Annotated in this window: 16 protein-coding genes; 6 read left to right on the top strand and 10 right to left on the bottom strand. The window is 56.3% G+C overall.

All coding sequences use genetic code 11. From position 1 onward, the window contains the following. Positions 1-6 precede the first annotated feature (6 nt). From ACYZT7_RS00645 to ACYZT7_RS00635, 3 genes are read right to left on the bottom strand one after another with little or no spacing between them, the layout of a single operon-like run. Entirely contained in the window at positions 7-243 is a 237-nt protein-coding gene (locus tag ACYZT7_RS00645; protein ID WP_462039551.1) for a DUF7336 domain-containing protein, read from the bottom strand. 24 nt (positions 244-267) lie between these two features. Beyond that, on the bottom strand, positions 268-2988 hold the full coding sequence (locus tag ACYZT7_RS00640; protein WP_462039550.1) for an RHS repeat-associated core domain-containing protein: 2721 nt from the start codon (positions 2986-2988) through the stop codon (positions 268-270). Between the two features lie 17 nt (positions 2989-3005). Then, complete coding sequence (locus tag ACYZT7_RS00635; protein ID WP_462039549.1) at positions 3006-4526, bottom strand: RHS repeat domain-containing protein; 1521 nt, start codon at positions 4524-4526, stop codon at positions 3006-3008. Positions 4527-4892: 366 nt separating this feature from the next. On the opposite strand from ACYZT7_RS00635, the gene hexR reads away from it, so the two are divergent. Further along, positions 4893-5759 (top strand): transcriptional regulator HexR, encoded by an 867-nt coding sequence (gene hexR, locus ACYZT7_RS00630; protein WP_008156648.1) that lies wholly within the window; start codon positions 4893-4895, stop codon positions 5757-5759. Positions 5760-5994: 235 nt separating this feature from the next. Then, positions 5995-6207 (top strand): PA3496 family putative envelope integrity protein, encoded by a 213-nt coding sequence (locus ACYZT7_RS00625; protein ID WP_282376361.1) that lies wholly within the window; start codon positions 5995-5997, stop codon positions 6205-6207. Here the strand turns inward: ACYZT7_RS00625 and ACYZT7_RS00620 are convergent. Further along, on the bottom strand, positions 6149-7111 hold the full coding sequence (locus ACYZT7_RS00620) for a LysR family transcriptional regulator (protein ID WP_462039548.1): 963 nt from the start codon (positions 7109-7111) through the stop codon (positions 6149-6151). The genes ACYZT7_RS00625 and ACYZT7_RS00620 overlap by 59 nt on opposite strands. A gap of 190 nt (positions 7112-7301) precedes the next feature. On the opposite strand from ACYZT7_RS00620, the gene ACYZT7_RS00615 reads away from it, so the two are divergent. Both ACYZT7_RS00615 and oadA read left to right on the top strand, forming a co-directional pair. Further along, positions 7302-8717 (top strand): acetyl-CoA carboxylase biotin carboxylase subunit, encoded by a 1416-nt coding sequence (locus ACYZT7_RS00615; protein WP_282376359.1) that lies wholly within the window; start codon positions 7302-7304, stop codon positions 8715-8717. Between the two features lie 11 nt (positions 8718-8728). Then, a complete protein-coding gene (gene oadA, locus ACYZT7_RS00610; RefSeq protein WP_462039547.1) occupies positions 8729-10537 on the top strand; it encodes a sodium-extruding oxaloacetate decarboxylase subunit alpha in 1809 nt (602 codons plus the stop codon). Between the two features lie 77 nt (positions 10538-10614). Here oadA and ACYZT7_RS00605 read toward each other — a convergent pair whose 3' ends face one another. The 3 genes from ACYZT7_RS00605 to ACYZT7_RS00595 all read right to left on the bottom strand — a co-directional run bounded on the left by ACYZT7_RS00605 (position 10615) and on the right by ACYZT7_RS00595 (position 14548). Beyond that, a complete protein-coding gene (locus ACYZT7_RS00605; RefSeq protein ID WP_462039546.1) occupies positions 10615-12672 on the bottom strand; it encodes an autotransporter outer membrane beta-barrel domain-containing protein in 2058 nt (685 codons plus the stop codon). 221 nt (positions 12673-12893) lie between these two features. Continuing rightward, on the bottom strand, positions 12894-13730 hold the full coding sequence (locus ACYZT7_RS00600) for an amino acid ABC transporter permease (protein ID WP_462039545.1): 837 nt from the start codon (positions 13728-13730) through the stop codon (positions 12894-12896). Further along, a complete protein-coding gene (locus ACYZT7_RS00595; RefSeq protein ID WP_462039544.1) occupies positions 13727-14548 on the bottom strand; it encodes an ABC transporter substrate-binding protein in 822 nt (273 codons plus the stop codon). Before ACYZT7_RS00595 ends, ACYZT7_RS00600 begins: the two co-directional genes overlap by 4 nt. 111 nt (positions 14549-14659) lie before the next feature. Here ACYZT7_RS00595 and ACYZT7_RS00590 point away from each other — a divergent pair, with 111 nt between their 5' ends. Next, positions 14660-15559: a homocysteine S-methyltransferase family protein gene (locus tag ACYZT7_RS00590; protein ID WP_462039543.1), complete on the top strand. Its 900-nt coding sequence runs from the start codon at positions 14660-14662 to the stop codon at positions 15557-15559. 121 nt (positions 15560-15680) lie between these two features. On the opposite strand, the gene ACYZT7_RS00585 is transcribed toward ACYZT7_RS00590, so the two are convergent. The 3 genes from ACYZT7_RS00585 to ACYZT7_RS00575 are packed head-to-tail and all read right to left on the bottom strand — an operon-like array spanning position 15681 to position 17449. Next, the gene (locus tag ACYZT7_RS00585) at positions 15681-16352 is read right to left on the bottom strand and encodes a GNAT family N-acetyltransferase (RefSeq protein WP_462039542.1); all 672 of its coding nucleotides are present in this window, start codon (positions 16350-16352) and stop codon (positions 15681-15683) included. A 17-nt stretch (positions 16353-16369) separates the two neighbouring features. After that, positions 16370-16816, bottom strand: a complete 447-nt coding sequence (locus tag ACYZT7_RS00580; protein ID WP_462039541.1) for a GNAT family N-acetyltransferase — start codon at positions 16814-16816, stop codon at positions 16370-16372. Between the two features lie 9 nt (positions 16817-16825). Next, on the bottom strand, positions 16826-17449 hold the full coding sequence (locus ACYZT7_RS00575) for an FMN-binding negative transcriptional regulator (RefSeq protein WP_462039540.1): 624 nt from the start codon (positions 17447-17449) through the stop codon (positions 16826-16828). A 90-nt stretch (positions 17450-17539) separates the two neighbouring features. Between ACYZT7_RS00575 and pdxR the strand changes: the two genes are divergently transcribed. Next, on the top strand, positions 17540-19090 hold the full coding sequence (gene pdxR / locus ACYZT7_RS00570) for a MocR-like pyridoxine biosynthesis transcription factor PdxR (RefSeq protein WP_462039539.1): 1551 nt from the start codon (positions 17540-17542) through the stop codon (positions 19088-19090). The last annotated feature ends 10 nt before the right edge of the window (positions 19091-19100 follow it).

The raw sequence follows: 19100 nt of genomic DNA, 5'->3' as shown, positions 1-19100 counted from the left end.
CAAAACTCACTCGTTATTTTCACCTGGCACATAGGTGAAAAAGCCCTCGGTCCAATGATCTTTACCAAGCTCGAAGCATTCAATAAAAAATCCATCTTTATTTTCAGAAAATCCCGCTCTGAGACTGGCTCTTTTCACAGCGTCCTCGGCAGACGTTTGAGATTCATAGACACCTATGAATTTTATATCGTCCTGCCCATTTGGTAGCTCATTAGTGTGCGTAACTATGTAAACAATACTCATATTATTAACTCCGCTGCTGGGGGGTTACTCGAAAGCACGATCGCCCCATTTTCTGATTTTATTATGTTCCGACGCAGGCCCCTTGTCGTAACCACTGTTGCCATATTTTTCGCCAAGAATCCGATCGGCGAAATCTCTTCCTGTCTCGCCTTGGAGCGGCCTTTTCCCTTTCGCCCAACTGGGAACGTCTTTAGCTCCGTCCTTTCCAGAGAGACCAGCGATTGGTTTTTTATGTTCCTTCGCGTCCGGTTCAGATTCACTAAATAGCTTATCGCCTAGATACCAACTAAGTCCTGCGCCTAGGCTCGCGCCTATGACGCCACCGACGGCTGTTCCCGCTCCAGGGCATACAAATGTGCCCAGCGCAGCGCCAGTTTCTGCGCCTGTCACCAAAAGTGGATTTTGTCCAGTTGGATCAATATATTTCAGGGGGTTCATTTTCCCGTAGGTGTAAGTATTTATCCCGCCATTCAATCCAATAGGATCGCTCTGGATATAGCGCCCTGTTTCCGGGTCGTAATCTCTGAAATAGTTGTAGTGCAACTCAGTCTCAACGTCATAGTACTGACCCGGGAAGCGGAGGTTTAGAGTCAAGGAACCACTGATTTTTCCTACACCAAAGGCGTCGGGTTTCCACTCCCACACCATGTCCTGAGTCGCATTCGTTGCGAAACGTGGTGTATTGAGATGGTCGCTATGAAGATAGAACAGGGCGCTGTTGGCAAGTGCACCTGACGTGTCGTAATTCACGCTTACACCGCCCAACGGCAAACCTTCGAGCCAAACATAAAACTGACTCGTAAGCTTCATGCCGTGGCTGTCAAACAGAGTTTCGCCCAGCAATTCACCATCAAGCCCATAGAGAAATGTGATAACGCCTTGTGGAGTAATTTTCTGGGTGCGTTGACCTAGGGCGTTGTAGCGAAACTGAGCCCGAATCATCCCGTCAATCTTCACGCTGCTCAGGCGATTCTGTTCATCGTAGGAGAGTTGGCGATTGGCGCGGTCTTTGATCAGATTGCCTACCGCATCGGTGTTCACCGAATGGTCGTCAATCTGGATCAAACGATTGTTTCTGACGCCATACTGGTAGGTCGTGACTGCACTGTCTTGCGCTTTGCCTTCGACCAGAGGAGTGAGAGTTTTGTTGGTACGGTTACCCACCGCGTCATAAGTAAAGGTTTGCTGTCGGGTGGCATTTGCTTCTTCTGTCAGGCGATCGAGCGCGTCATAGCGGTAATTCAGATTTCCGACCGAGCTGCTTTGTACTTTGGTGATGTTTCCGATGGCATCGTAGGTATAGGCGTTGCTCCAGCCGGCGACGGTTTGTGCAGTTATCCGATAGTCCAGGTCGTAGGTACGTTGAAGCGTAGTCCCATTGTTCCAGGTTAGCCCTTTGAGCGGGCCGAAGGGTAGGTAAGCAAGGTCGTGCACGAAGGTGGTCGGTGCATCTGCGCCACGCCGGATTTGCACTTGACTGACTTGTCCAGCGGCGTTGCGTAGGTAGTGAATGCTGAACCCGGTCGGGTAGTCGATCCGACTGAGTCGATTTGCTCCATCGTATTCGTAACCCAGTTTTTCCAGCTGGGTTGCTTCATTCGTTCGCGGTGTATGCAGTTGGGTTGCGAGGTTGCCTTGCGCGTCATAGGTGTAACTCAGGACGCCATTTATGTCTTCCGCTGCTGTCAGTCGGCCGATACCTTTGTTGCCGTTGGCAATCGAGTCGTAGTGGAAGCGAATATCCAGCCCTGAATTTGCCGCATAACGGCGAGTGGTCAATCGATTGAGGGCATCGTAGGTGAACGTTATGACTACGCCGCGCGCATCGGTTTTTTGTGTGATGTTGCCAGCGGCGTCATATTTGTAGCTACTGGTACCACTGTCGGGGCTATCCAACTGCGTCAGATTGCCTAAACCATCGTATTGATATCGAGTGATTACACCGCGTGAGTCGCTGACCTGTGTGAGATTGTCTTGAACGTCGTATTCAAAATTAGTCGTGCCGTTTAGTGGGTCAGTATTTTTTATCAAGCGATCGAGTGAGTCATAGGCTCCGGTGTGGCTGTAATTGTGAGGATTGGTAATAGTGGTCGGATTATTGTTCAGGTCATATTGCGTGCGACTGATCTGGCCACTAGCTCCCACTGAGTGCAGTAAGCGTCCGAGTTCGTCATATGCCCATCGATGCTGTTTTGTCAGATCACCTGTATTGTTTTTGAGTCGTAATGTGGTGCGATTGCCCATCGGGTCGAGATCAAATTCGACTTGTTCCTCAAGGCTATTAGTGATACGAATGAGCCGTCTGGCGTCATCCCATGTGTAGATTAACCAGCTACCATCGCCACGAATCAGCTTGGTAATGTCACCGACAGCATTGTGTTCGAACCGAGTAGTGTTATTGGCAGTATTTACTGACGTTAACCAGCCTTGCGGCGCATAGGTCAGGTTTGTGATGACTCCATTGGGATCGACAATAGTTTGTGGGTTACCCATAACGTCGAAATTCGAAAGTTCAGTGATATGTCCGAGCGCGTTGATAATACGTGTCAAATATCCTTTCATATCGTATTCGTAGCGGGTGATGTCGTTTACATCGGTCCGGGGACCATCCGATAACTCAAGCAGGCCTTCAGTGTTGTAGGCGAATGACCTGCTGCGTTCCGTTGTTTGTTCAAACATGGATGTAATGGTCGCTCCGCCTAGTGCAAGCGCAAAAAGACCTATGCTCAATATCAGTGTGTTCATGATCAGATCCTTCTGAGTCAGCGTGCAGTAACGGTCTGAGTGAGTTGTCGTCCTTCAGCGTTGTAGGTGTATTGAATTAACCGGTTCGGTTGGGTGATGCGCACGGGAAGGAATAGAGTTGGGTGCCATTCGGTGGTGATGATTCTGGAGTCGGCTGTTCCGCTGGCTTCGGTGCGAGAGATTTCTAAACCACGATCATTGTGGATATACGTTGTGATGTTTCCATTGTTATCAGTCTTCGACTTAAGTAGGCCGCGCTCGTCATAAGTAAAAGTAGAGTTGCTACTTGGGCAATTAGCAGTGGGTTCGCCATCAACCGAAGTGATACGTTTGACGCCTTGAAAGAAGCCGAATTTGTAATTTGTATGTTTGCCGAGAGCATTAGTAACAGTGACTGAATCGTCGAGGTTGTATTTGATATTTGTTTTTTCCGCTCCGTTAGCGTGCTCGCTAGAGATAGCGCGGCCATGATCGTCATAACTCCATGATGCATAGGTGACGCCACGCTCGTCAGTCATCGACGTCAGTAGTCTACCGTCCCGAGGGTCCTGGTAGAAATACCTCTTTTGATCTGACTTGTTAGGAAATACTCTCGAAACGTCCTTTAGCTGGCGATAGTCATCATAGCTGTATTCGATCTGAATATTTTCGGATGAGAAGCTTAGAGGCTGTTTATTAGTGTCTTCTGTAAATTTTATCGTGGTGCCGTAGCTGTCGGTGACAATAATGTAGTTTTCTTCATATTTGATGTTTTGTACTGTGCCCGGTTTGCGGATTTCAGTGAGTCTGCCGTTATCGTTAAAGATGTAATAATGGTTTTCTTGTGAATGGTACGTCCATTGGAGTTTCCCTTTTGTCAGGGATTCCGCGGTTGGCTTTTTAGGTTGATAGATATCTCCTGTTTTATCAAATGTCGATATTTTCCCATTGGCATGAACAATTGATACGGAGTTTGTATCGAAGAGCATGCGAGACGCATAATTGTGTGTCCATGTACCACTTTTGCTGCTGTAATTTCGTGAAAATTCAATTTCGTTGGGTTTGGGTGTTTTTCTTGAGGCAGGGAAGTCTGTCTCTAGTTCGATTTTATGGCCCGTCAGAAAATTAATCGGGTTCCCGATAATATTTGATGGGCAGCTATTATCTATGCTCTCAACTTCACATGTCCCCGTCAGTTTATTAAGTGATTTATTCTTTTCGCAGGAGTCTCCGATGAGGAGTATTTCCGCTGTGAAAGTGCCGGGATCAGGCCCGCCGTCTTCCTCGTCTATTTCGATAGGTTCATAGTCTATCTTGCATAGCCATTTCCAATCATAAGTTTCATGTGGTATGGCGGGGTTGTAACCCCATATATGATCGTCGTGCTCAATTCTTAAATCTTTATGGAGCGCTTGGCACGCGATTTCTGGAGAATTATGCTGCGTGGGTCGATTCAGAAGCCCCCCCGCTTTCCAGTTGTATATTTCAGCCGTTGAATATTGATGGAGTGTTGATGTTAGAAGCAAGATGGTGATGCCGAAACTTTGTTTGATGTTCATTTGATCTTCCATGATCATTCTTAATATTTTGTTGGTTGATTCCAGTGAGTGCCCATCCAGTTTATTAGCCGCAGTTGACTGCTTTGCGGTACATATATATTGCATTTGTAAAATTGTGCGGCGCGTTGCTTGGCCAGCATTGGGTCTAGGGGCTAGGGAGGGGCGGGGTGGCGGAGAGGTGCGGGCATGTCAGCAGCTTCTGCGGTGCGGGTTCGCTCAAACCTTGGCCGGGGGGCTACATGCAGTGCGTGTGCCTGAAATGGCGGGATCTTGTTACGCATTGAGCAGGCAAAAAGCCGATTCATGTAGTATAACTACAAGCGCGCTACATCCCCGGCACCTGCCAATAACAAAGAGTCCAGCCCTTTGAATCTGCTGCAACACATCGCCCAGTCACGCCACCTCTTACGCAAGTCGGAGCTCAAGGTCGCAGACCACGTGCTGCTTGATCCTGCGGCGGTGATGCACAGCTCCATGGCCGACCTGGCCCACAACGTGGGCATCAGCGAACCGACCATCGTGCGCTTTTGCCGCGCCATCGGTTGTTCCGGTTTCCAGGATTTGAAGCTGAAGCTGGCGCAGAGTCTTGCTGCCGGCGCGAGCTTCGGGCAGTTTGCGATCCATGAAGACGATTCCGTCGCTGACTACAGCCTGAAAATCTTCGACACCACGCTGCACACCCTGATGGAGGTTCGCGAGAAGCTCGATCCGGTGGAGTTACAGCGGGCTGTGTCGCTCATGTCGCAGGCCCAGCGGGTCGAGTTTTATGGCTTTGGTGCTTCGGGTGCAGTGGCGGCCGATGCCCAGCACAAGTTCTTCCGTTTGTTGCTGACGGCGGCGGCGTATTCCGACCCGCACATGCAGGCGATGTCGGCGGTCACGTTGAAACCGACCGACGTGGCGATCTGTATTTCCCAGTCCGGGCGTTCCAAGGACCTGTTGATCACCGCCAATCTGGTGCGCGAAAGCGGCGCTTCGCTGATCACTTTGTGCCCGAGCCAGACGCCGCTGGCTGAGCTGTCGACCGTCAACCTGGCGATCGATGTGCACGAAGACACCGAGATCTATACGCCGCTGACCTCGCGGATCGCCCACCTGGTGGTGATCGACGTGTTGGCGATGGGCGTGGCCATGGCGCGCGGGCCGAGCCTGGTCAATCACCTCAAGAGCGTCAAGCGCAGCCTTCGCAGCTTGCGGCTGTCGCCCAAGTCAGTAAAAGCCCTCGACGATTGATTCAAGACGACACGGACCTTGTGGCGAGGGGATTTATCCCCGTTCGGCTGCGAAGCAGTCGCAAAACTATCGCATGCGGCGTCGTACTCGCGGGTTTAGGGGCCGCTTCGCAGCCCAACGGGGATAAATCCCCTCGCCACAGAGCAACATTCATCTCCCTGTAATCCGCCCGCCGCCAAACCGTCATCCCCAACGCCCATCCTGTAACTCCCGTAATCGCCTTGGGAGACTCGAAATGGCCCAGCCCTACGAAGAACGCAACAGCGCCGTCAGAACCCGTCGTCAGCAGGAAGACCAGCGCCGCATGGAATTTCGCCGCGCTATCGAAGATCGCTGCGAACGCCGCCAGCTTCTGGCCGAGATCGGCGATTTTCCTGGCGATCTGGAGCTCAACTACTGGCAGGCCGCACCGGCAACTTCCCGTCGAAGCGCTCAACCAGCGCGCTGATCTGCACCCGCTCGCTGCGAATAAACGCGAGAAACGCGTGCGCCACCGGTGACAGTCGTTTCGCCTTGGCCTGCACCAGACACCAGCTGCGGTACAGCGGCAGTTCTTCGATCGGCAGCTCTATGAGTGCTCCGGTCGCCAACTCAAGGTTCAGGGCGTGGCGCGTCAACAGCGCCAGGCCCAGACCCGCCAGTACGCATTCACGCTGGGCTTCGGCCGACGCCACTTCCTGAGTCTGCGTGAAGTGCACGCGCTTCTCCTTGAAATACTCCTCGCAAGCCAGTCGCGTACCGGAGCCCGGTTCGCGCAGTAGCAGGGTGTAGGGCTCAAGATCCTGCAAGCGCAGCGGCCCCATATGGGACAGCGGGTGATCCGGCGGCGCCACGGCGACAATTGGATTGTTGAGAAACGGCAGAAACTCCAGCCCCATGTCTTGCGGCACCATCGACATGATCACCAAATCATCGCGGTTGTCCGACAGGCGTCGAATCACTTGGTTGCGGTTGACCACTGTCAGGTGCAGGTTCACTTCCGGATGCTGGCGTTTGAACGCGGCAAACAGATGCGGCACGAAATACTTGGCGCTGGATTCGACCGCCAGTTTCAGCTGACCTTGCAGCGATCCCTGCATGTCTGAAAGCTGCATGTCGAGGTTTTCCAGGCGTCCGAAAATATCCCGGCTGGCACGCTGAAGGGCTTCGGCTGCCTCGGTCATGTAAAGCTTTTTGCCGACGTAGTCGAACAACGGTTGACCAATCAGCTCCTCAAGTTGACGAATCTGTAGGCTCACGGCAGGTTGTGTGAGAGACATTTCTTCAGCTGCGCGGCTGTAGGACCTCAAATCACAGACTTCATTGAAGATCTGTAATTGACGTAATGTCATACGCATCAATGACTTACGCATTTTTTTTGCGCTCTCGCTGCAGACTAATACGTCAACTATAAGTCTTTACTTATGGCTGACCCAATTATTATTCATTTTTGTTAATCCCTTGTGAGGGCTAGTGTGGGGCTGCGACTGAATCGAAACATTTGGTCACGCGTCGACCTGGGCTACCAGGTCGTGGGTACCACCGGCTCAAGGGAACCTCCAAGTGATAAAAAAGATCCTGATCGCCAACCGTGGTGAGATTGCCGTACGAATCGTGCGTGCCTGCGCCGAGATGGGTATTCGCTCGGTCGCGATCTATTCCGACGCAGACCGCCATGCCTTGCATGTGAAGCGCGCGGACGAGGCCCACAGCATTGGTGCCGAGCCACTGGCTGGTTACCTGAACGCGCGTAAACTGGTGAACCTAGCGGTGGAAACCGGTTGTGATGCCTTGCATCCCGGCTACGGCTTTCTTTCGGAAAACGCTGAACTGGCGGACATCTGCGCCGAGCGCGGCATCAAGTTCATCGGTCCATCGGCTGAAGTGATTCGCCGCATGGGCGACAAGACTGAAGCCCGTCGCAGCATGATCAAGGCGGGCGTGCCAGTCACCCCGGGGACCGAAGGCAACGTCGCGGACATCGCCGAAGCCTTGATTGAAGGCGACCGCATCGGTTATCCGGTCATGCTCAAGGCCACCTCCGGTGGTGGCGGCCGGGGTATCCGTCGCTGCGACAGCCGAGAAGAACTCGAACAAGCCTTCCCGCGAGTCATTTCCGAAGCCACCAAAGCCTTCGGTTCGGCGGAAGTGTTCTTGGAAAAATGCATCGTCAATCCGAAACACATCGAAGCGCAGATCCTCGGTGACAGCTTTGGCAACGTGGTGCACCTGTTCGAGCGTGATTGCTCGATCCAGCGTCGCAACCAGAAGCTCATCGAAATCGCCCCGAGCCCGCAACTGACCCCGGAACAGCGCGCCTACATCGGCGACCTGTCGGTGCGCGCAGCCAAAGCCGTGGGTTACGAGAATGCTGGCACCGTGGAGTTCCTGCTCGCCGAGGGCGAGGTGTACTTCATGGAGATGAACACCCGAGTGCAGGTGGAACACACCATCACCGAAGAAATCACCGGTATCGACATCGTTCGCGAGCAGATTCGCATCGCGTCCGGCCTGCCGCTTTCGGTAAAACAGGAAGACATCCAGCACCGCGGTTTCGCGCTGCAATTTCGGATCAACGCCGAAGACCCGAAAAACAACTTCCTGCCGAGCTTTGGCAAGATCACCCGTTACTACGCGCCCGGCGGCCCTGGCGTGCGCACCGACACGGCGATCTACACCGGCTACACCATTCCGCCGTACTACGACTCCATGTGCCTGAAACTGGTGGTATGGGCGCTGACTTGGGAAGAGGCGATGGACCGTGGCTTGCGCGCCCTGGACGACATGCGTCTGCAAGGGGTCAAGACCACCGCCGCGTACTACCAGGAAATCCTGCGTAATCCGGAATTCCGTAGCGGCCAGTTCAATACCAGCTTCGTTGAAAGCCACCCTGAACTGACCAACTACTCGATCAAGCGCAAACCCGAAGAGCTGGCCCTGGCCATCGCCGCCGCCATCGCCGCCCACGCAGGCCTGTGAGGAATAGAATAATGAGCAAGAAAATCCACGTTACCGACACGATCCTGCGCGACGCCCACCAATCGCTGCTCGCGACCCGCATGCGCACCGAAGACATGCTGCCGATCTGCGACAAGCTCGACAAAGTCGGCTACTGGTCGCTGGAATGCTGGGGCGGCGCAACCTTCGACGCCTGCGTACGCTTCCTGAAGGAAGACCCGTGGGAGCGCCTGCGCCAACTGCGCGCGGCATTGCCTAACACGCGTCTGCAAATGCTCCTGCGTGGCCAGAACCTGCTGGGCTATCGCCACTACAGCGATGACGTGGTCAAAGCCTTTGTTGCCAAGGCAGCGGTCAACGGCATTGACGTGTTCCGCATCTTCGACGCCATGAACGACGTACGTAACCTGCGCGTCGCTATCGAAGCAGTAAAAGCTGCCGGCAAACACGCCCAAGGCACCATCGCGTACACCACCAGCCCGGTGCACACCATCGAAGCCTTCGTGGCGCAAGCCAGGCAAATGGAGGCCATGGGTTGCGACTCGGTGGCCATCAAGGACATGGCTGGCCTGCTGACGCCGTACGCCACCGGCGAACTGGTCAAAGCGTTGAAATCCGAGCAATCGCTGCCCGTGTTCATTCACTCGCACGATACCGCGGGCATGGCAACGATGTGCCAACTGAAGGCCATCGAGAACGGCGCCGATCACATCGACACTGCGATCTCCAGTTTTGCCTCGGGCACCAGCCATCCGGGCACCGAATCAATGGTCGCCGCCCTTAAAGGCAGCGAGTACGACACCGGCCTGAACCTGGAACTGCTGCAAGAGATCGGCCTGTACTTCTACGCCGTGCGCAAGAAATACCACCAGTTCGAAAGCGAGTTCACCGCCGTCGACACCCGCGTTCAAGTCAATCAGGTGCCGGGCGGGATGATTTCCAACCTGGCCAACCAGTTGAAAGAGCAGGGCGCTCTGAACCGCATGGCCGAAGTGCTGGCCGAAATCCCGCGCGTTCGTGAAGACCTCGGCTTCCCTCCGCTGGTGACCCCGACCTCGCAGATCGTCGGCACCCAGGCGTTTTTCAACGTGCTGGCCGGCGAGCGCTACAAGACCATCACCAACGAAGTGAAGCTTTACCTGCAGGGCGGCTACGGCAAGGCGCCAGGCACCGTGAACGAAAAACTGCGTCGCCAGGCCATCGGCAGCGAAGAAGTGATCGACGTGCGCCCGGCCGACCTGCTCAAGCCGGAAATGACCAAACTGCGTGGCGAAATCGGCACGGTGGCCAAGTCTGAAGAAGACGTGCTGACCTACGCCATGTTCCCGGACATCGGCCGCAAATTCCTCGAAGAACGCGCTGCCGGCACCCTGACTCCAGAAGTGCTGCTGCCGATTCCTGAAGCCGGCGGCGTGACCTCGGCCGGTGGCGAAGGCGTGCCGACCGAGTTCGTCATCGACGTCCACGGCGAAACCTACCGCGTCGACATCACAGGTGTCGGCGTCAAGGCTGAAGGTAAGCGTCACTTCTACCTGTCTATCGACGGCATGCCGGAAGAAGTGGTGTTCGAACCGCTCAACGAATTCGTCAGCGGCGGCAGCAGCAAGCGCAAGCAAGCCACTGCACCGGGCCACGTCAGCACCACCATGCCGGGCAACATCGTCGACGTGCTGGTCAAGGAAGGCGATACCGTGAAAGCCGGCCAGGCCGTGCTGATCACCGAAGCGATGAAGATGGAAACCGAAGTCCAATCGGCCATCGCCGGCAAAGTCACCGCCATCCACGTGGCCAAGGGCGATCGGGTGAACCCGGGCGAAATCCTGATCGAGATCGAAGGCTGAGTTAACAGCCTCGATATACCGCTTTAAACCTCGGGGGGGCATGTGCTCCCCTTTTTTTCACCCCGTGTTTGTGGCTGTTAGAAACTCATTCGCCACTGACCCGTGACGCCGTGGTTTCGGCTGTCGGTGCCGATCTCGCCAGTGAGGCCGACCCCCAGGGTGTGTTGTGCTGACAATCCAAGGTCCAGCCCTGCATCGACCAGCAGACTGTCACGATCCAGCGGCGCGCCGGAAACGGTGAAGTTTTTTCCGCCCGTCACCAATCGTTGGCGGGTATCGCTGTAGACGTCCCCGTAAGTGTGTTTCCAGCCAGCACTGAACCGCGGCGTCAGTTGCATGCCGTTATCCAGAGTGTTGAGCTTTGCCAGCCGCAGGCCGAATGTGCTGTTCAAGTTGTTCTGCGTTTGACCGTGTACCTTCAGTGCCGCTGCGCCACCTTTTTCTGTGTAAGTGTCGCGCTGATAGCGTTGGTAGCCCAGGTTGGCAAACGGTTCGATGCTGACGTTGGCGCGGCCCAGGTTGTAACCCACCTCCGCAAAGGCCTGCTGGGTGTTGGCATCGTAACTACCCTTGGGGCGATCTTTGAAACCGTAGAATTCGACCCGGCGCGCGCTGCTTCCGTCGTGGCTGTTGTGTGTCGCGCCCAGGCGCAACGACATCGGCCCATCCTGGCGAAGTGCGTAAGCGCCTAAATGCCAGCTGTCCAGATCGCCGTCGAGTTCCCTGCTTTTCTGGCGAGTGCGGGAGTTGCCGCCCATCACACCCAGGCGCCAATACTCACTGACCTGCCAGTCGACGCCCAGTAACAATCCTTCGGTGGAGTGTTGCAGGGGGTCATAGTCGCGATCCAGTTTCCCGCCGTGTACCAGCGCCTGGAGCCAGACTCTGCCATTGGCTTCGCTTCCAGCCGCCAGACGAGGCGCGCTGTTCTGATTGTAAGAAACACTGGCGTTATCGAGCTGACGCATCGCCGAGAGCAGGGTGGCGCTGATCGGGCCGTCACTGTTCAAGGTCGCCTTGGCGAGATTGGCGTTGCTGTCGCCGGCGAGTATTTCGAGGGCGTAGGCGGCGGTTTCTCTATTGGAGCCGAGCAGGGCAGTGACGGCGGCATTTGTCGGGCTGGATAGTTTTTGTCCGGTCGGGCTGGCCACTGGTTCTACAATGCTGGCACCGAGCTGCTGGCCGCTTACATTTGTTGCGACGCTGTCTAAAGAGACACCGTTACGCGTGTAGGTCAGGCTAACAATCTTCGGGTCGTCGTAATTTAATTCAGGTTTCATGAATATGAGGTCGTTTTGTATAACACCGAAATGACCCATGACTTTGGCCGCCTTAATGAGGGTGTACTGGCTGGTTTGCGGATAATCACCTGCTGCGACAATTTTCAGGGTTGCCTCTCCAATGCTGGCGATGCCATCGACTTTGATCGTTTCACCCCGGCCATCGGCGTGTACCTCATAGGCAAGTACGGCTGTTTTGGACAAATTCATATCTCCCGCGACGACAGGAGCGCCGTGCAGGCGGTTGACGACAAGCTCACCGCGCACGTCCAGTCCTCCAACCCGGCCCTTGCCACTGAAAGTGCCCGACTCGTACACCTCGACGTTTCCGCCAATGGAGCCGTTGTTCACCAACGCGCCTTGAGCGACAACGCGCCCTTCGATATGTCGGTTGTTGGTGAGCATCGCTTCGGGGCGGACCAAGGCACCGATGTGGAAGTCCCCGGAGTCTTTGGCGCCATTCAGGGTCCATGCGCCCTGTTTGATATCCAGGCCTGCGAAATGTCGGGTTTCACCCAACGTGCCCCCTTTGGCGTGATCGAGTCGTATGACGTCGACGCCACCACCACCGTCCAGCCGTTTGGTAAAGCCTCCTCCGGAAAGCACGCTGACCAGATCGTTACGCTCACTCGGTTGCAGCTTGTTCCACTCCGCGATTTTGTTGATCGAATGGGGTTGGGTATCGGCGGCGCCGATGAAAGCATCGAGTTTCGTAATCAGATCTTCGGACGTTTCAAAAGGTGCGAAAGATGGATCGGCACTGGGTTGCTGGGCAATCGCCAGTTCACCGCAACTCAAGGCAAGTGCAATCGCAAAGGCAAGGCGTTTTGGTCGGTATTTGTGTTGAGCGGGCATCGAGTACGGCCTCTTTTGACAGGAGGCCAAACTCTAAGAGGCAGGCTATAGGTACCGATGTCAGCTGCTTCCGACGGGCTTGCGGGGGTTGTCAGAAGGTGGTGTAGAAAATTGCCAGCCTCCTGAGGAAGGTTGTTTTTACCTGTTCGAGCTGACGCTTTTTCTTACAACAAATCGAGACATGGTCGGCTATCGCAAGTCGGAAACTCATCTGCCTTTCGCTAACTACGGCTCAAATACGCCTTCCCATAATGCCGCTCCATCCGCGCCTGAATCAGCTCCAACCCAATCGACATCACCCAATAAATCACCGCCGCCGTCGTCAGCATCTCGATGTAGCGATAGCTCGAACGTCCATATGATTGCGCCAGAAACATCACCTCCCAAACCCCCATCACCGAGATCAGCGACGAGTCTTTGAGCATCGAGATGAATTGGTTGGTGGTCGGCGGGATGATGGTGCGCATGGCCTGGGGCAGGGTGACGCGCCAGAAGATCACGGTTTCGCGCATGCCCAGCGCCAGGGATGCTTCGCGTTGGCCGTGAGGGACGCCGAGGATGCCGGCGCGGAAGATTTCGCTCAGGTACGCGCCGTAGTTCAGCGACAGGGCAATGATGCCGGCGGCGATGGCGCCGGGCACGATACCGAGTTGTGGCAGGCCGAGGTAGATCAGCAGGATCTGGATCAGTAGCGGTGTGCCACGAAAGAACGAGGCATAGAAGCTCGCAATCCCAAAGGCCACAGCGCTTTTCGACAGCCGCGCCAGGGCGGTGATGAAGCCCAGCAACGAGGAGGTCACGATTGAACACAGGCACAGAAACAGCGTCAGTGCCGCGCCCTGCAAGAAGCCGTTGGGCGCTAGGTGCAGACCGATCAGGTTCGGCAGTTTGTCGAGGATGATCGAGAACTTCAGGTCGAAGCTCAGGAAGAAGCTGGCGAACAACCCGAACATCGCTGCCCAGGTCAGGTACAGCCGCGTGCGGAAACCGAAGATCCGTTGCAGTCGCGACTCAGCCACCGGTTGCGGCGACTGGGGAGGTTTTGGGAAAGAAGTCATTTACTGATGTCGGCACCGATCCATTTTTGCGAAAGCTTGCTCAGGGTGCCGTCCTGTTTCAGCTGAGCGAAGACATCACGCACTTTGGCATCCCACTGGGCGTCGCCTTTTTCAATGGCCACCGAGTTCGGCTCCGAGTACAGCGGCTCGCCGGCGAGCTTGAAGCGTTTGTCTTCGGTCAGGCGCGGTTGGGCGGTGACAAGGTTCGTGAGGATCGCGTCCAGTCGAACGCCAGCGCCCAGGCCGAGGTCCTGGAAGGCGACATTGTCGGTGTCATACGGGGCGATCTGCACGTCCTCGAACGGGTACTGCAATTGAGTGTCTTCGGCGCCTTCGATCACCAGGTTTTTGTTCAGGTAGCTTTCATAGCTGGAGGCGCTGGTGAGGCCGACTTTCTTGCCACTCAGGTCTTTGGCACTGTGGATGCTGTCGTCCTTGGCGTTGACCACGATCACCGCTGGCGAGGCGTAGTACTCGACCGGGAAGTCGAAGACTTCGGCGCGGGCCTTGCTCGGGGTCATGGAGCAGATGCAGATGTCGTAGCGACCACTCCAGCGGCCGGCGGCGATCACGTCCCAGGACGGGGTTTCGAGGCGCAGTTTGACGCCCAGTTTGTCCGCCACGGCCTTGGCCACGTCAACATCGAATCCATCGAGCCGGTTTTGGTCATTGAGGAACGAGAAGGGTGGATAGCTTTCCATCAACACGCCTACCAGTTCTTTCTTTTGCTCGATGCGATCCAGGGTGGCGCCCGCAAAGACTTGAGTGGAGGCAGCCAGAATCGTCAGGCCCAGGGCCAGCAGCGGTTGAAATTTCACAGTTGATCCCTGAAAAAAAGAGGTTGTTATTAATCGGATGGTGCGTATTAAATAGTTATAAGAACGACTCTGATAGTGAGTTATTTTCATAAGCTTATGAGTAAAAAGCATATGGGCGCAGGCAGCACGGTAATTCTGGATGGCGGCATGGGTCGTGAACTGCAACGCCGAGGGGCGCCGTTCAGGCAGCCCGAGTGGTCGGCGCTGGCCTTGAGCGAAGCGCCGCAAGCTGTGGAGGCGGTGCACGCGGCTTATATCGAAAGCGGTGCCAACGTGATCACCAGCAACAGTTACGCGGTGGTGCCGTTTCACATTGGCGAAGAGCGTTTTGCAGCAGAAGGGCAGGCGCTCGCGGCGTTGGCCGGTGAGCTGGCGCAGCGCGCTGTAAATGCTTCGGGCAAACCAGTGCGTGTGGCCGGTTCATTGCCGCCGCTGTTTGGCTCCTACCGTCCGGACCTTTTCGATGCTGCTCGGGTGACGGAATTGCTGGCGCCACTGGTAAATGGTCTGGCACCACATGTCGATCTGTGGCTGGCGGAAACCCAGAGCTCGATCGTTGAAGCGCGAGCGATCCATGCCGGTCTGCCGAAGGACGGCAAGCCGTTCTGGCTGTCGTTTACCCTGAAGGATGAGGACACGGACGAAGTGCCGCGCTTGCGTTCGGGTGAGCCGGTGGCTGACGCCGCTGCAGTGGCGGCTGAGCTGGGTGTCGAGACGTTGCTGTTCAACTGCAGCCAGCCAGAAGTGATCGGCGCGGCAATCGATGCGGCGCGGGAAACGTTCGAGCGTTTGGGTGTGAAGATTCACATCGGCGCCTACGCCAATGCCTTCCCGCCGCAACCGAAAGAGGCCACGGCCAATGACGGTCTGGACCCGTTGCGTGAAGACCTTGATCCGCCGGGTTATTTGCAGTGGGCGGCTGATTGGCAGAAGCGTGGGGCCAGTCATTTGGGGGGCTGCTGCGGGATCGGGCCGGAGCATATTGCGGTGCTTGCCCAGAAATTAGCGTGAAGCCAATCGCGAGCAAGCTCGCTCCCACAATTGATCTGCGGCGATCCCCAATATTGCGTTCACCGAAGATCCCTGTGGGAGCGAGCTTGCTCGCGATGGCGTCCGTCCAGGCGCTACCGAATTAGGTGCGGCACTCGGCCAGGGTTTTCACCTGCCCCGAATCCGTCTGGTTCTCATCGGACAGCCAGCGCTCAAACCCCGCCCCAATCGCCGGCCATTCCGAATCCAGAATCGAATACCACGCCGTATCCCGGTTCTGCCCCTTCACCACCATGTGCTGGCGAAACACGCCTTCAAAACTGAACCCCAGTCGTTCGGCTGCGTACTTGGAGCGGGCGTTGCCGTTGTTGCACTTCCACTCCAGGCGCCGGTAACCCAAGGCAAACGACTCTTTGGCGAGCAGATAAACCGCCTCGGTGCTTTTCGGCGAGCGCTGCATCGGTGCACCGAACGTGACATGGCCGATCTCGATCCGACCTTGTGAAGGGACAATCGACATCAAACTGAGGATGCCCTGCACATCGCCGCTGGCACGGTCGATCACGCTGAAGAAATACGGGTCGTTATTGGCTGCATGATTGTTCAGCCAATCGTTGAACGCGCTGCGCTCCAGGAAAGGACCGTAAGGCAAATAGTCCCAGAGTTTCGGGTCGGCACCCGGGCCTTGCAGGGCCTTCCACAAACCGTCGCCATGACGCGCCGGGTCAAGTTTCTCCAGGCGGATGAAGCGCCCTTCGAGGGTTTGAACCGATGGTGCCGGAACGCCTTGCCAGTCGGCGAGTGAAGTCGACATGTTGTTCTCCTTGATCCTTAAAGGGTTTTGCGAAACTGGATGAAACCAGGGCGTTCGGCGATGCGCTCATAGAGCTGAATCGCGGTAGCGTTGGTTTCGTGGGTCAGCCAGTGGACCTTGCCGCAACCGTCCTCTTTGGCGGTGGTGTAGACGAACTCGATCAGCTGTCGGCCGACGCCGGTGCCACGGGTTTCCGGCGCTACCAGCAAGTCTTGCAGGTAGCAGGAGTTTTCGATGCTCCAGTTCGAACGATGGTAGATGAAGTGCACCATGCCCACCGCTTTGCCATCGGCCCAGGCCAGCGCGGCATGGGTCGGCTCGCTCGGATCGAGCAGGCGCTGCCAGGTGCTTTGGGTGACGGCCTCAGGCAGTTCGGTGTTGTAGAAGCGCAGGTACGCTTGCCACAAAGGCAACCAGGCGGCGTGGTCGTCGGCGGTGACCTGGCGGATGTCGATCTGACTCATGTTCGTTCCTTAACGCATCAAATGGGCGAGGGCCTGCTCGTGCACATCAGGGCTGGCGGCAAGCCCCTCGCGCACACCGGCGATGTCTGCAGCGTTGCGGTTCTGGCTGAGCTTGCGCTTGCCTTCCAGACGCTGGATAGGCATGGCAAAACCAACGATGGCCTTGAGCATCCCATCAATGTAGTCGGCGGGGGCATCGGCGACTTTCCATGGACTGGCGCGACCGGCTTCATGACGATCAGTCAGGGCGCTGACCAGATTGCGCAAGCGATCGGCGTCAGTGAACACTTCGGCCGTGCCATACGCGTGCACGGCGACGTAGTTCCAGGTCGGCACGACTTTGCCGTGCTCGGCTTTGCTCGGGTAAAACCCTGGGCTGACGTAAGCGTCGGCACCGGCAAAAATCACCAGGGCTTCGGCGCCGTTCTGCAATGCCTTCCATTGCGGATTGGCCTTGGCGAAGTGTCCATAAAGGGTGCCATTGAGGCCCTGGTCTGAACTCAACAGTAACGGCAAATGGCTGGCTTGCAGACCTTGTTCCCCGTGTGTGACCAACACAGCGAGGCGGGTGCCGAGTATCTGCTGGTGCAGTTCATGCAAATCATCTATGGCAAAGCTGCTTGGGTTGTACATGGAGATTTTCCTTGGCGAATGCTTGCATCCTAGGCAGGCTATTGGTCTGTTGTAAGAGCCATTAATGACCAATTTCATAGGTCCATTGCCATGACCCGCGAGCCACTGTCCTTGTCATTCAACCCCGCGGGTATCGAGCTCGATCGCCGCCAGGGTTTGAGTCGTCAGCTCTATCAAGCGCTACGAGTACGAGTGCTCGACGGAAGACTGGCCAGCGGTACGCGATTACCCGCCAGTCGCGATCTGGCGGCGGCGTTGTCAATTTCCCGAAACAGCGTGGTCCGTGCCTACGATCAGCTCTACGCCGAGGGCTTTATTGATGGGCGTGTTGGTGATGGGACTTATGTCGCACAGTTACCGCAAACCGCGCTCCCGGCAAAAAAACTATCCACAAAAGTATCCACAGGGTTGTCAACAGGGTTACCCACAGCCTTATCCACAAATTGGCTGGATTTACCTGTGGTTTCATCCAGCAAAGTTATCCACAGCGGTGCATTGGGACGCGTTGAAAGGAACCATTTGGCCCTGCCTCCCGTCGGCCCACCCCGCGCATTTCGGGTGGGTGTTCCGGCTTTTGATCTGTTCCCGTTCGAGGTCTGGGCCAAGCTGAATGCGGCTTTCTGGCGTAAACCGGATCTCCAGCAGTTGTGTTACGGCGATCCGGCGGGCGATGAGCGTCTGCGCGGACTAATTGCCGCGTATTTGCGCAGTTCGCGGGGGATGCAGTGCACGGCTGAGCAAATAGTGATCACCAGTGGCGCACAGCAGGGGATTAGCCTTTGTGCACAGATGCTGGTCGAGCCGGGCGATGGGGTGGCCATTGAAAATCCGGGATACCGCGCGGCCGGTCATGCGTTCGCCGTGGCCGGTGCGCGATTGCACGGGGTCGCGGTGGACAGCGAGGGTATCGACTGCACCGAATTGAACGAGCTTAACGATTGCCGATTGGCGTATGTCACACCGTCGCATCAATACCCGACCGGGGTGGTGATGAGTCTGGCGCGACGCCTGGAGTTGCTGGCCTGGGCCGAACGCACCCAGGGCTGGATCGTCGAGGATGATTACGATGGCGAATACCGTTACAGCGGCGCTCCTCTGGCGCCGTTGGCTGCGCTGGATCGTCAGGGGCGGGTGCTGTATGTCGGAACGTTTGGCAAGATTGCATTTCCAGCGCTAAGACTAGGTTACCTGGTCCTGCCGCCGGCGCTTGTGAGCGCTTTCTCTCAGCGGCGCGCGGTCGATGTCCGACATTCCGAAGTCAGTACCCAAGCTGTAATGGCCGAGTTCATGGCTGCCGGGCATTTCCAGCGGCATATCCGACGCATGCGCCGTGCCGCGTTGAGTCGACGCAATTGTCTGTTGGCCCGTTGGCCAATAAACATCGAGGGCGTTGGCGATCCACCCAATGTGGTGGCCGGACTGCACTTGACAGTCCCGGTGAGCAGCGTGGCTCGCGAACGCGAGTTGATTGAACAAGCCGAAAGCGTAGGCGTCGAGGTCAATGGTTTGAGTAGTTACTGGTTGCCCGATTCGCAGACTCCGCTGGATTCGCGAGCCGGGCTGGTACTGGGCTTTGCCGCCGTGCCAGAGCCGGCGATCGAAGCGGCTCTGGAGCGGTTGCAAACAGTTTGGGACGATTGACGCCGAACGC

The sequence above is a fragment of the Pseudomonas sp. RT4P38 genome (assembly GCF_054897765.1).
This window is presented reverse-complemented; position numbering and strand designations above follow the sequence as displayed.

Excerpts from the sequence above, each read along its gene's own strand:
- oadA (WP_462039547.1), top strand. The coding sequence starts at position 8,729 with ATGAGCAAGAAAATCCACGTTACCGACACGATCCTGCGCGACGCCCAC.
- ACYZT7_RS00600 (WP_462039545.1), bottom strand. The coding sequence starts at position 13,730 with ATGACTTCTTTCCCAAAACCTCCCCAGTCGCCGCAACCGGTGGCTGAG.
- ACYZT7_RS00605 (WP_462039546.1), bottom strand. The coding sequence starts at position 12,672 with ATGCCCGCTCAACACAAATACCGACCAAAACGCCTTGCCTTTGCGATT.
- ACYZT7_RS00645 (WP_462039551.1), bottom strand. The coding sequence starts at position 243 with ATGAGTATTGTTTACATAGTTACGCACACTAATGAGCTACCAAATGGG.
- ACYZT7_RS00580 (WP_462039541.1), bottom strand. The coding sequence starts at position 16,816 with ATGAGTCAGATCGACATCCGCCAGGTCACCGCCGACGACCACGCCGCC.
- ACYZT7_RS00640 (WP_462039550.1), bottom strand. The coding sequence starts at position 2,988 with ATGAACACACTGATATTGAGCATAGGTCTTTTTGCGCTTGCACTAGGC.
- ACYZT7_RS00590 (WP_462039543.1), top strand. The coding sequence starts at position 14,660 with ATGGGCGCAGGCAGCACGGTAATTCTGGATGGCGGCATGGGTCGTGAA.
- ACYZT7_RS00620 (WP_462039548.1), bottom strand. The coding sequence starts at position 7,111 with ATGCGTAAGTCATTGATGCGTATGACATTACGTCAATTACAGATCTTC.
- ACYZT7_RS00625 (WP_282376361.1), top strand. The coding sequence starts at position 5,995 with ATGGCCCAGCCCTACGAAGAACGCAACAGCGCCGTCAGAACCCGTCGT.
- pdxR (WP_462039539.1), top strand. The coding sequence starts at position 17,540 with ATGACCCGCGAGCCACTGTCCTTGTCATTCAACCCCGCGGGTATCGAG.
- ACYZT7_RS00635 (WP_462039549.1), bottom strand. The coding sequence starts at position 4,526 with ATGAACATCAAACAAAGTTTCGGCATCACCATCTTGCTTCTAACATCA.
- ACYZT7_RS00585 (WP_462039542.1), bottom strand. The coding sequence starts at position 16,352 with ATGTCGACTTCACTCGCCGACTGGCAAGGCGTTCCGGCACCATCGGTT.
- ACYZT7_RS00575 (WP_462039540.1), bottom strand. The coding sequence starts at position 17,449 with ATGTACAACCCAAGCAGCTTTGCCATAGATGATTTGCATGAACTGCAC.